Origin of the sequence: Luteimonas sp. 9C (assembly GCF_902506295.1) — a bacterium.
Lineage (GTDB): Bacteria > Pseudomonadota > Gammaproteobacteria > Xanthomonadales > Xanthomonadaceae > Luteimonas.
The window spans coordinates 292177-303914 of sequence record NZ_LR733313.1 but is presented as its reverse complement, the minus strand read 5'-3'; the positions used below and the strand labels follow the sequence as shown (position 1 = coordinate 303914).

Sequence of the window (11738 nt, the reverse complement as noted above, 5' to 3'; positions counted from 1 at the left end):
GCCGCCGCAGCGCGTCTTCAGTCCGCGCGACCGCCGAACTCGCCGGTACTGGTGCTGACCAGAATCCGCTCGCCGTTGCTGATGTACTCCGGCACCTGGATCTCGATGCCGGTGTTGAGCCTGGCCGGTTTCGGACGCTTGGTCGCGGTTCCACCCTTGAGCTCGGGCGGCGTCTCGATCACTTCCAGCACCACGCTGGGCGGCAGCTGCAGGCCGACGGGCTGTTCGTCGATGATCTGCACGTAGCAGCCCGACAGCGCGTCGGTGATGTAACCGCTGGCCTCGCCCACCACGTCGGCGTCCAGGGTGTAGGGCGTGTAGTCCTCGTCATCCATGAACACGAACGCCTCGCCGTCCTTGTACGAGAACGTCGCCTGCCGGCGCTGCAGCTCGACTTCCTTCAGATCGTCGTCGCCGCCGATGTTGAGGTCGAACTTGTTGCCGCCCGGCACGCTGTAGAGCGTGAAGCGCATCTTGAGCCCGCCGCCGCGACCCTGCGGCGCGCTGCGCTCGATGTCACGCACCTGGTAGACGGTGCCGTTGTGCTCGATCACGTTTCCTTTCTTGACGTCGTAGGCTTTCATCGTTGTTCGTTGCTCGATGGTGAGGACGCTGCCGGTTGCGCGGCAGCCGGAGTGCGGAGATAGAGCCGCAGGTTGGGATAGTCGATCACGGCGCCGCCGCGTTCGAGGATGTCGGCGCCGATCACGCCGTCGACCGGCGCTTCGCCGCGTTGCGAGAACGCCGCGTTGACGTGGTCGAGCGCGAGGAAATGCACGGTGAACGCATCGTCGCGGTAATCGCCGATGCGCAGGCGGTTGCCGGGCAGGGCGCGGATGGCCATGCCGCTGCCACCGGCGCCGGTCGCCCGGCCTCCCGCACGCGTCGCCCGCCCCTGGTCGAAGCGCGATTGCGCGGCGCGATCGATGACCGTGCGGCCGGCGCCGGTGTCGAGAATGAAGGTGCCGGCGACGTCATTGATGCGCACCGACACCGTCAGATGCGCATCGCCGTGTCGCGTCATCGGCACCGCGGTGTAGCCCGCCGGCGCGAGCGCGCGGGCGAGCGCGGTGGGCGCCGTTTCACGCGCGAGCGCGTGCGGGCCGCACAGCAGTGCAGCCAGCGTGCAGGCGATCACCGACGTGGAAACGGCGCGACGCATCACTTCGGCGCGAGACGCACCGCACCGTCGAGACGGATGGTCTCGCCGTTGATGTAGCGGTTGCCGACGATGTAGGCGACGAGATCGGCGAATTCATCGGGACGGCCCAGACGCGACGGGAACGGAATCGAAGCCGACAGCGACTGCTGCACCTCGTCCGGCATGCCATCGACCATCGGCGTCCAGAAGATGCCCGGCGCGATCGTATTGACGCGAATGCCGAAACGCGCGAGTTCGCGCGCCATCGGCAGGGTCATGCCGACCACACCGCCCTTGGACGCCGAATACGCGGCCTGGCCGATCTGGCCGTCATACGCCGCCACCGACGCGGTATTGACGATCACGCCGCGCTCGCCGTCTTCGCCGGGCGCGTTGCCCTGCATGGCGGCCGCTGCGGCCTTGGCCACGTTGAAGCTGCCGACGAGGTTCACCATCACCGTGCGGCTGAAGGTCTCCAGCGGCATCGGCGCCTCGCGGCCCAGCACGCGGCCGGCGCCGAGGATGCCGGCGCAGTTCACGGCGACGTTGAGCCCGCCGAGGAATTCACGCGCGGCGTCGACGTTCGCGACCACGCCCGCTTCGTCGGTGACATCGGTGCGCAGATAGCGCGCATTGGTCTCGCCGAGCGCGGCCACCGCTTCGGCGCCCTTGTCGTCGTTGACGTCGAACAGCGCGACCTTGCCGCCGCCGGCGACGAGGTGGCGGGCGACGGCGAGGCCGAGGCCGGAAACACCACCGGTGATGAGGGCGCGGACGGAATCGGGCGTCATGTGCGGATCCTTGGACGGAAAACCCGCAGTTTAACCGGCCGGCCCCGCGCGCCGGCGCGCGCGTTCAGACCGTTGGGCCCGGCCCGCCCTGCAGGTGTCGCGCGAATTCGTCGGGCGACAGGCCCGGCGCGAACAGGAAGCCCTGGCCGACCGGCACTCCCAGATCCAGCAGGAACCGCCGCTGCGCTTCCGACTCCACGCCTTCGGCCACCAGCCCCAGGCCCAGACTCCGGGCGATGCCAGCGACGGCCTGGCAGACGGCGACGTCGGAGCGGTCGCCGGGCACGCCGCCGACGAACAGCTGGCTGAGCTTGAGCCCGTGGATCGGGAGCCGCCGTAGATAGTTCAGGCCGCTGTAGCCCTCGCCGAAATCGTCGATGCTCAGCAGCACGCCCATGTCGCGCAGCGCGGCGAACGTGCGCACGGTGTCGGGGGCGTCCTCGATCAGCACCCGTTCGGTGAATTCGAGTTCCAGTGCGCTGCCCGGCAAGGCGAACTCGGCGAGCACGGCGCGGACGTTGGCGGCGAGTTCGTCGCCGAGGAACTGCCGGTAGGACACGTTCACCGCCACGCGCACGATGCCCAGCCCGGCATCGCGCCATGCCGCGGTCTGGCGGCAGGCCTCGCGCAACACCCAGGCGCCGATACGGACGATGTCGCCGGTGCTCTCGGCATGGTCGATGAAATGATCGGGCCGCATCTCGCCCAGTTGCCGGTTGCGCCAGCGGATCAGCGCTTCGGCGGCGATCACGCGCCGGCTGCGCAGGTCGACCTGCGGCTGGTAGACGAGATGGAACTCGTCGTTGTCGATCGCGCGGCGCAGGTGCGTCTCCACCCGCAGCCGGTCCTGCTGGCTCTGCGCCAGCGCCGGGGTGAACAGCTGCCAGCCGTTGCGGATGCGCCGCTTGCTCTCGTACATCGCGGCGTCGGCGTTCTGGATCAGCGTCTGCGGCCGGTCGCCGTCCTCGGGTGCACGCGCGATCCCGATGCTGGCGGTGATCGAGAACTCCTCCTTGTCGAAGCGGAACCCGTCGCCGAATCCGTCGAGGATGGCATTCGCCACCCGTTCGGCATGGCTGGCGCCGGCGCCGGCATCGCAGATCACCAGGAACTCGTCGCCGCCGAAGCGCGCAATGTGGCCCGCCGCTCCGACGGCCTGGCGGATGCGATGCGCGGCCGCGATCAGCAGTTCGTCGCCGGCGCCGTGCCCCAGGGCGTCGTTGACGAACTTGAACCGGTCGAGATCGATGTACAGCACGGCCACGCCCGCACGGGCGGGGTCGGCCATCCGCGCTTCCAGCTCGCACAGGATCGCATCGCGGTTGAGCAGGCCGGTCAGCGGATCGGTGCGCGCCTGCGCCCGCAGGATCGCCTCGTCGTGCTTGTCGCGGGCGATGTCCTGCAGCGTGCCGGTCAGCCGGGAGGTCGCTGGATCGCCCTGGCGCGGGCCGCCGATCGCGCGCACCCAGAACGTGCTGCCGTCGCTGCGCACGCCCTGCAGTTCGAGATCGAAGCCGGCCGCGTCGAGCAGGGCCGCGCCGAGCGCGTCGCGCAACCGGCCGCGGTCGGCCGGCAGCAGCAGCGCGACCAGCGCTTCCATCGTCGCGGGAGGCTGTGCGCGATCGAGGATCTGCGCCGCCTCGGCGGTCAGGTACAGCCGGTCGGTGGCGCAGTCGAGTTCCCAGCCCCCGATGTGCGCCAGCGCCTGCACCCGGTCGAACATCGCGCTGTCGCGCTTGAGCGCACTGACGTCGGAGAACAGCGACAGCACCTGGTGCGGCCGATCACCGCCCGGCGGGTATTGCGGCACCGCGGTGACCGTCAGCCAGTACAGCTCGCGGCGCATGCGGTGGTAGAGACCCACCAGCGTGCTCTCGACGATGCGGCCGTCGCGCAGCGCCCGCACCGGCGGCAGCGCATCCCACGGCATCTCGTTGCCGTCGGGCCCGATCGCGACCCAGTCACCGAGGTTGGACGTGTCGCCGAGCGAGGTGCCCTGGCGGATGCCGAGCAGGCGCAGGGCCGCCGGATTGCCGTAGACGAAGCGGCCGGCGACGTCGTGGATCGCGATGCCCCGGTCCATGACGTCCATCAGTTCGCGATAGCGCACCTCGGCCTCGCGGCGCTCGCTCAGATCGCGTGCCACCGCGACGAGGCAGGGCTGGCCGTCGTGTTCGAAGCCTGCGGTGTGTACCTCGACCGGGAAGCGCGAGCCGTCGCCGCGCATGTTGGTGACTTCGATGACGTAGGTGCGGCCGCGGTTGACCGCGTCCCAGACCGGGGCGAGATGGTCGCGCGGGAGATCCGGATTCAGCACCTCGATCGGCTGGCCGACGATGTCCGTGCGCGGCCGGCCGTAGGCCTGCTCGCCGGCGCGGTTGAGGTCGAGCACGATGCCCCCCGCGTCGAGGATGCTGACCGGGTCGGGCACGGCGTCGAACAGGGCGTGATACCGCAACGCCGCGGCGTCGGCCTCTGCGCGCGTCGCCGCCAGCGCATCGCGTGCCCGGGCGAGCAGGGCGCGTACGTCGGCCGGCAGGTCGGAATCGTCCGCGGCCAGGGAGAGCGCGTCGGGCAGCGCCAGCGCTTGCGCCTGGCGCTCCAGCAGTGCGGTGGTACCCGAGCCCGATGGGTGCGTCATGTACGCGGCGCCAGCGCCTGTCCGAAACCGGGAGGAGTGGCCTCCGTTTTAGCGCTGTCGCGTGACGGCGTCCAGACAGGGAACGCCCGGTCCGACGCGCGCGTCTCGCCCAACCGGATGTCGTGGGAGTCCATGTCGTGCAGAGAACGGCCGATCCCGGACCGATCGGCCACCGCGCATCGGCCGGGGCACCGTTGGAACGCACTGGATCCGCAACGCCTCGGCGCACATCCCGCCACCGCACGCCCGTGGGGCGTAGAATTGCGAACCATTCTCGATACCAGATCGCCCCGTGAACCTCAGCCAGTTGCCACGTCGTACGCCCGCCCTCGTCGAAGACATCGAGGCGGTCGGCGCTGTCGATCCCATCGCGCGGCGGCTCGGAGAGCTGGGTTTCGTGCCCGGCGAGGCGGTGGAAGTGATGGCGGCGGGCCCGTTCGGCGGCGATCCCCTGCTGGTGCAGGTGGGCTATACCCGCTTCGCACTGCGCCGCAGCGAGGCCGCGCGCGTGCGGGTCTGCCTGGCGCCGGCCGCATGAGCACTGCGATCGCAACGCCCCGTTTCGCCTTGGTCGGCAGCCCCAATGCGGGCAAGACGGCGCTGTTCAACCTGCTCACCGGCAGCCGGCAGAAGGTCGCCAACTACGCCGGCGTGACCGTGGAACGCAAGGAAGGGCGCATGCACGGGCCCAACGGGGAGGGCTGGGCGCTGCTGGATCTGCCCGGAGCCTACAGCCTGCAGCCGGCGAGCCTGGACGAGGCGATCACCCGTGACCTGTGCCGCGGGTTCTATCCCGGCGAGCCTGCCCCCGACGTGCTGGTGTGCGTGGTCGATGCGACCAACCTGCGGCTGCACCTGCGCTTCGTGCTGGAGCTGCGCACGCTCGGCGTCCCGATGGTGGTGGCGTTGAACATGGCCGACGCCGCCCAGCGCCGCGGCATCGTCATCGATCGCGCGGCACTGGAGGCCAAGCTCGGCGTGCCCGTGGTCGAGACCGTGGCGATCCGGCGCGACGGCGCGCAGGCGCTGCTTGCCCGGCTGGCCGAGATTGCGGCGCATCCGCACGTGCCGCCCGCAGCCAGTGCCGATGGTGACCTGCATGCCGAAACGCGTGCGCTGCTCGCGGGCGCGGTGACGATGCCGCGTCCCACCGCGCGCATCGACGACGCGCTCGACCGCTGGCTGCTGCATCCGGTGTTCGGTCTGCTGGCGCTGGCGACGATCATGTTCCTGATTTTCCAGGCGGTGTACGCGTGGGCTGCGCCGGTGATGGACCTGATCGATGCCGGCACGTCCGCGCTCGGCGCGTGGGTCTCGACGACGCTGCCGCCGGGTCCGCTGACCAGCCTGCTGGCCGACGGCATCATCGCCGGCCTCGGCGGCGTGATCGTGTTCCTGCCACAGATCCTGATCCTGTTCCTCTTCATCCTGGCGCTCGAAGAGTCGGGATATCTGCCGCGCGCGGCCTTCCTGCTGGACCGGGTGATGAAGGGCGCGGGGCTGTCGGGGCGTTCCTTCATCCCGCTGCTGTCGAGCTTCGCCTGCGCGATCCCCGGCATCATGGCGACGCGTTCGATCCAGGATCCCCGCGACCGGCTGGCGACGATCATGGTCGCGCCGCTGATGACCTGCTCGGCGCGTCTGCCGGTGTACGCGCTGCTGATCGGCGCGTTCATCCCGCAGCAACAGGTCTGGGGCGCGTTGAACCTGCAGGGACTGGTGCTGTTCGCGCTGTATGCGGCCGGTATTCTCAGTGCGCTGGCGGTGTCGTACGTGATGAAGAAGTGGCGCCGCGACACGCGCGAACATGCGCTGCTGCTCGAGCTCCCTTCGTACCGCATGCCGCACCCGCGCGACCTCGCGATCGGGCTCAAGGAACGCGCGATGATTTTCCTCAAGCGCGTGGGCGGCATCATCCTCGCGCTGACGGTGCTGCTGTGGTTCCTGCTGTCGTATCCGGCGCCGCCCGACGGCGCGACGGGTGCTGCGATCCAGTACAGCTTCGGTGGCCGGATCGGCCACGCGCTGGCCGTGCTGTTCGCGCCGCTGGGATTCAACTGGCAGATCTGCATCGCATTGATTCCGGGACTCGCCGCGCGCGAGGTCGCGGTCGCATCGCTGGCCACCGTCTACGCCCTGTCGGCCGCGGACGACACCGCCGCCGCGCAGGCGCTCACCCCGATCATCAGCGACGGCTGGTCACTCGCGACGGGTCTGTCGCTGCTCGTGTGGTTCATCTATGCGCCGCAGTGTCTCTCCACCTGGGCGACGATCAAGCGCGAAACGGGTTCGTGGCGACTGATGGCGATCAACGCCGGTTATCTGTTCGCACTGGCGTATCTCGCATCGCTGGTGACCTACCAGGTCGCCCGCGCGCTGGGCGCAGGCTGAGCGGACGACGATGACCGCCGGGCTGTTCCTGCAGTACATCGTCGTCGCGCTGGCCGTGCTGCTCAGCGCGTGGGTCGTACTGAAGCAGCAGGCGCCGAATGCGGCGCGACGGCTGCGCATCGCGTTCGCGTTGCCGCTGCTGCGCGACGGTCGGCCGGCGTGGATACGCGCAGTGGGCCGGCGCATCGCACCGGTGCCGATCGCGGCGAACACATGCGGCGGTTGCGACAGCTGCGGCCCGCCCAGGCGCTGAGCGGCCGGCTGGGTTCTCAGGCGGGCGGCAGCACCACTACGCCACCGCCGACATCGCGACCTCCTTCGACCAGCACGAACGCGCTCCCGTCTTCGAGTGCAACCGGCGCCTCGCATTTCAGGTGCGCGGCGACCGTGCTGCCCGGCTCGACCGGGCCTTCCGCATCGAATCGCAACGCACACAGCGCCGTCGCCACGGCCTCGCCATCCGTGCCGAGGAAGCGGACGTTGGGGCGATAGTGATTGAAGACCGCGCTGCGGCGACCGCCCTCCGACTGCGCGCGCAGGTGCACGCAGGCGCGGATGTCGGCGCGCAACGCGAATGCATGCGAGCGGGGCGGCGTATCTGCAGCGCGCGCGGTGCCGTTTTCGAGAGAGGCGCACGGTGCGTCATATGTGGGCGCGACAGTCGATCCGGTCGACGACGTCTCGGCAGCAGCCCTGGTCGACGCGGCACGGTCTGCACGGGTCGATGACTCGACCGATGCGTCGGTTGAAGGCGCAGAAGGCGCGCAGGCGGCAAGTGCGGACGCAACTGCGAGCAGGCAGACGGAAGAAACGGAGTGGGTGGAAAAACGCATCGGGCATCCTTGTCTTAGCGGCGCGCGTCATTGCGCGGTGTCGAACCGGAGGCGCTAGTGACGTCCCCGGCTCAGGGGCGACCGTGTGGGTCGGCGGACATCGCTGGTCGGTGTGACTTCCACCGCCAGACTGAAAGTGCGTTCGTCACCCACCAGCAATGCACCGACACCAACGACCTGGCGATTGAGTTCCTTGCCGTCTTCGTCGCGGATCACCAGCACGACGGAATATTCCCACGCGCCGCCTTCCGAAGGATGCCGGATGCACCCCTCGACCTGCAGCGCGGTGGTGGTGTCCTCACGCTTGACCGTGTTGCGCGCCACGATCGGCGAGCCGGGCGCGGCATCGATCTTGAGCGAATGCTGGCACGCCGGACAGCGCAACGCGCTCTCCAGGATCAGGGTTCTGCAGTGCGGGCAGGTGCGCGTGGCACCTGCCGCGCCCGGGCGACTGCTCACGGTCAGTCGCTGGACTTGTCGTTGGCGGCCTTGTCCTTGGCATTGCCCGCAACGGCCGGTTTGACGTCGCCCCAGCCGCATTCGATATGGCCCCGGATCTTCGAGCCGGACGCGACTGTCAGCGAGCCCGCCTTGAGATCACCGGTGAGCACTGCCGAGTCGCGCAGCTCGACCAGCGAGGCCGATTCGATATTGCCCTCCAGCTCGCCGGACACCAGCACCTGCTGGGCACGCACGCCGCCATTGAGCTTGGCGCCGTGTTCGATGGTCAGGTTGCCCTGTACGTTGACGTCGCCCTTGAAGCGGCCGGCGATCCGAACGTCGCCGGTACCCTCGATCTTGCCCTCGATGGTGAGGTCGGCCGCGATGATCGATTCCTTGGCGGTCGGCGTCGCAGGACGCGGCGCGGGCGAGGCAGCCGGCGCAGGCGTGGTCGCAGCGGACGCGGGCGGAGTCGCGGTCTGGAAATCGGCGATCGCGGGCGTCGGCGTGTCACGCGCCGGTGCGGGCGGCGGGGGAGCGTCGGCGCCAAACGAGGGGGTGTCTTTCTTGGCGGTGCCGGACTGCTGGAAAATGGCCATGTCGCGCGTTACCTCGGAAATGACAGGAGAGCGGAAGGGACCGCTCGAACAGGGGATTTCCACGCCGCCGCGATGGGGCAAACGCGGACACCGAGCCTAGCACGCAACCGCCGGCATCCAACTGTGACCGCCGGAGCGGATTCGAGACACGGCAAGGACTTGCCGCATGTTCAAGAAGCGTTACGCGAGATGTCGAGCTTCGGACATGGCAGCGACGCAGCCTGTCCCGGTCTCGCGATCGGACGGACACGTCGCTGCGCGGGCCGGCGCCCCGTCGGGCGTTGGATGTGCTGACGACGCAGTGCGCAAACGGGGCGGCGAATGTGCGTCTTCCAGACAGACTTGCAGATGGACAGCGCCGCCGCGTGGGTGCAGAGCCTGCGCACTGGGCGTGCGCGCCGTAGCGACGCCGGCCGTTCTGCAGCACGGCCGCGCGGGTCCGCGTTCGCCAACGTTTCGTCGGGTCGTTGGATCGCCGCGCTCACGCCCAACAGAAAGCCCGCCATGGGGCGGGCTTTGTGGTCGATCAGATGACGCGATCAGCGGTCGGCGCTTTCTTCCACGCGCTCGCCGGCATTCTCGATGGCCTGGCCAGCGTCCTGGGTCGCCTGGCCGGTAGCACGGGCGGCTTCGTCGGCCGCAATGTCGGCCCGGCGCGCGGCGTCCTGCGCGGCGACCTCGGCTTCCTGGACAGCCTCGCGGGTTTCCTGGCCGGCTGCATCGGCGGTGGCGCGGGCGGCATCGGCCGTGGCAGACGCGGCATCGGAAATCGCCTGGCCCGCGCTCTCGGTGGCAGCAGCGGCTTCGGCGCGCTCGCGCTCCGCGTCGTTGGAGTTGCTGCAGGCGGCCAGCGCCAGCAGGGATGCGGCGGCGATTGCGGTCATCGGCTTGAAACGCATGTCGTGTCTCCTGTGAGCGTTGAGGACGGCGAAGATTGAATGCGCGCGTGTGAGGATCGCGAAAAAGCGCGGACGTTGGCCGGGCGCAGGTGCATCCAGCGTTCTCCTGTCGTGGCGACCAGAACCTGGCGCATTAAAAAAGGCCGCCGGGAAACCCGGCGGCCTTCGAATCCACTCACGATGGCGCAAGGCCATCGAAGCAAATTACGGCGTCACTTCTTCAGCAGCGTCCGCGGCGTCTTCGGCCTTGGTCTCTGCGTGGTCAGCGGCGTCAGCAGCGTGCTCGGCGGCAGCGTCGGTACCGGCGGCACCAGCCTGGGCAGCAGCGTCGGCAGCGGCGTCGGCAGCAGCAGCGGCGTCGTCAGCAGCAGCCTGCGCGGTGCCGGCAACGGCCGGATCCTGCGCTTCGTTGGCAGCAGCCTGCGCGTCGGCAGCTGCGTCAGCAGCGCCTTCAGCCGAGCTGTTGGCCTGGTCGGCGTTGCTGCAAGCAGCCAGAGCCATACCCAGAGCCAGGGCAAGCAGAGCCTTGTTGATCGTCATTGTGTCTTCCTCGTCTGAAAGTTTGGGCAACGCGCTTAATGCGCGCCGCCGACATGATGACAAGCCTCTGACGGCTGTCAAGCGGGACGTGCGTGGTATTTTCGTAAAAAACACGTTATCCGAAGTTCACGCCATTTCCACGGCAATTGCCGTCGCTTCGCCACCCCCGATGCAAAGCGTGGCCACACCGCGTTTCAGGCCACGTGCCTTGAGTGCGTGGATCAGCGTGACGATGAGCCGCGCGCCGCTCGCGCCGATCGGATGACCGAGCGCCAGTGCGCCCCCATTCACGTTCAAACGGTCGTGGGGGATGCCCAGATCCTTCATCGGCGCCATCGCGACGTTCGCGAACGCCTCGTTGACCTCAAACAGGTCGACGTCGCCGATCGACCATCCGGCCTTGTCGAGCACGTTGCGGATCGCCGTGACCGGGGCCGTGGTGAACCACTCCGGCTCGTGCGAATGGCGGGCGTGGGCGACGATCCGGGCCAGCGGCTTGAGGCCGTGGGCGGTCGCGCTCTCGGCCGAGGTCAGCACCAGCGCCGCGGCGCCGTCGGAAATGCTCGAAGAGCTGGCAGCGGTCAGTACGCCGTCCTTGCCGAACGCCGCGCGCAGGGTCGGGATCTTGTCGGTCTGGATGCGGCCGGGCTGCTCGTCGGTGTCGTAGGACACCTCGCCCTTGCGCGAGGCGACCGTCACCGGGGCGATCTCGTCCTTGAATGCGCCGGATTCGATCGCGTGCTTGGCGCGCGTGGCGCTTTCGACGGCGTAGGCATCGAGGTCTTCGCGGCTGAAGCCGTACTTGTGGCTGGCGACATCGCCGAACACGCCCATCGACTTGCCGTCGTCAGGGTTGGTCAGGCCGTCCCACGCCATGTGGTCGAGCATCTCGGCGCTGCCGTAGCGGATGCCGGTGCGCGAGCCGTTGAGCAGGTGCGGCGCATTGGTCATCGACTCCATGCCACCGGCGACGACGAACTTCGCGGTGCCGGCCTTGATGAGGTCGTGGCCGAACATCACCGCCTGCATGCCCGAGCCGCAGACCTTGTTGATGGTCACGCAACCGGCCTTGTCGGGAATGCCCGCCGCGCGTGATGCCTGGCGCGCCGGCGCCTGGCCCAGACCGGCCGGCAGCACGCAGCCGATGATGGCTTCGTCGATGAGATCGGGCGACACGCCGGCGTGCTCGAGCGCCGCGGTGATCGCGGTCGCGCCGAGGGTCGTCGTGGGAACGCCGGTGAACTGGCCGAGCATGGAACCGATGGCGGTGCGCTTGGCGCCGACGATGACGATGTCAGTCATGGGGGAGGTGACTCCAATTGGGTGAACTGCACAGTCCGTCGATTATCGCACCCGGGGCCTCGATGTGCGGTACGGGCCAACGCCCGATGGCACGGTCCGGCGATTGCGGGTATAGATGCGGCGACAGGGGTACAGGCGGACGCGGCGCGTCCGCATCCAA

At 69.1% G+C, this 11738-nt stretch carries 13 protein-coding genes; 3 read left to right on the top strand and 10 right to left on the bottom strand.

All coding sequences use genetic code 11. The annotated features are described in order from the left end of the window. Nucleotides 1-17: 17 nt before the first annotated feature. From yeiP to CURTO8I2_RS14425, 4 genes are all read right to left on the bottom strand, one after another. On the bottom strand, nt 18-584 hold the full coding sequence (yeiP, locus tag CURTO8I2_RS14440) for an elongation factor P-like protein YeiP (protein ID WP_159681942.1): 567 nt from the start codon (nt 582-584) through the stop codon (nt 18-20). Next, the gene (locus CURTO8I2_RS14435) at nt 581-1162 is read right to left on the bottom strand and encodes a retropepsin-like aspartic protease (RefSeq protein ID WP_159681941.1); all 582 of its coding nucleotides are present in this window, start codon (nt 1160-1162) and stop codon (nt 581-583) included. Before CURTO8I2_RS14435 ends, yeiP begins: the two co-directional genes overlap by 4 nt. Continuing rightward, the gene (locus tag CURTO8I2_RS14430) at nt 1162-1932 is read right to left on the bottom strand and encodes an SDR family NAD(P)-dependent oxidoreductase (protein ID WP_159681940.1); all 771 of its coding nucleotides are present in this window, start codon (nt 1930-1932) and stop codon (nt 1162-1164) included. Before CURTO8I2_RS14430 ends, CURTO8I2_RS14435 begins: the two co-directional genes overlap by 1 nt. Nucleotides 1933-1996: 64 nt before the next feature. Continuing rightward, on the bottom strand, nt 1997-4573 hold the full coding sequence (locus CURTO8I2_RS14425) for a bifunctional diguanylate cyclase/phosphodiesterase (protein WP_201295564.1): 2577 nt from the start codon (nt 4571-4573) through the stop codon (nt 1997-1999). A gap of 292 nt (nt 4574-4865) precedes the next feature. Between CURTO8I2_RS14425 and CURTO8I2_RS14420 the strand changes: the two genes are divergently transcribed. From CURTO8I2_RS14420 to CURTO8I2_RS14410, 3 genes are read left to right on the top strand one after another with little or no spacing between them, the layout of a single operon-like run. After that, nucleotides 4866-5111, top strand: a complete 246-nt coding sequence (locus CURTO8I2_RS14420; RefSeq protein WP_159681939.1) for a FeoA family protein — start codon at nt 4866-4868, stop codon at nt 5109-5111. Beyond that, the gene (locus CURTO8I2_RS14415; protein ID WP_159681938.1) at nt 5108-6964 is read left to right on the top strand and encodes a ferrous iron transporter B; all 1857 of its coding nucleotides are present in this window, start codon (nt 5108-5110) and stop codon (nt 6962-6964) included. The genes CURTO8I2_RS14420 and CURTO8I2_RS14415 overlap by 4 nt, the downstream gene beginning before the upstream one ends. Nucleotides 6965-6974: 10 nt before the next feature. After that, nucleotides 6975-7217: a DUF6587 family protein gene (locus tag CURTO8I2_RS14410; RefSeq protein ID WP_159681937.1), complete on the top strand. Its 243-nt coding sequence runs from the start codon at nt 6975-6977 to the stop codon at nt 7215-7217. Between the two features lie 16 nt (nt 7218-7233). On the opposite strand, the gene CURTO8I2_RS14405 is transcribed toward CURTO8I2_RS14410, so the two are convergent. The 6 genes from CURTO8I2_RS14405 to CURTO8I2_RS14380 form a co-directional block, all read right to left on the bottom strand. Beyond that, nucleotides 7234-7533: a hypothetical protein gene (locus CURTO8I2_RS14405; RefSeq protein ID WP_159681936.1), complete on the bottom strand. Its 300-nt coding sequence runs from the start codon at nt 7531-7533 to the stop codon at nt 7234-7236. 318 nt (nt 7534-7851) lie between these two features. Beyond that, nucleotides 7852-8262 carry a hypothetical protein gene (locus CURTO8I2_RS14400; RefSeq protein ID WP_159682137.1) on the bottom strand — a complete coding sequence of 137 codons (411 nt, stop codon included), beginning with the start codon at nt 8260-8262 and terminating at the stop codon, nt 7852-7854. Continuing rightward, a complete protein-coding gene (locus CURTO8I2_RS14395) occupies nt 8259-8837 on the bottom strand; it encodes a polymer-forming cytoskeletal protein (protein WP_159681935.1) in 579 nt (192 codons plus the stop codon). The genes CURTO8I2_RS14400 and CURTO8I2_RS14395 overlap by 4 nt, the downstream gene beginning before the upstream one ends. A gap of 539 nt (nt 8838-9376) precedes the next feature. Then, nucleotides 9377-9736 (bottom strand): hypothetical protein, encoded by a 360-nt coding sequence (locus CURTO8I2_RS14390; RefSeq protein ID WP_159681934.1) that lies wholly within the window; start codon nt 9734-9736, stop codon nt 9377-9379. Nucleotides 9737-9940: 204 nt separating this feature from the next. Beyond that, entirely contained in the window at nt 9941-10276 is a 336-nt protein-coding gene (locus CURTO8I2_RS14385; RefSeq protein WP_159681933.1) for a hypothetical protein, read from the bottom strand. 126 nt (nt 10277-10402) lie between these two features. Continuing rightward, complete coding sequence (locus CURTO8I2_RS14380) at nt 10403-11578, bottom strand: thiolase family protein (RefSeq protein ID WP_159681932.1); 1176 nt, start codon at nt 11576-11578, stop codon at nt 10403-10405. Nucleotides 11579-11738 lie beyond the last annotated feature (160 nt).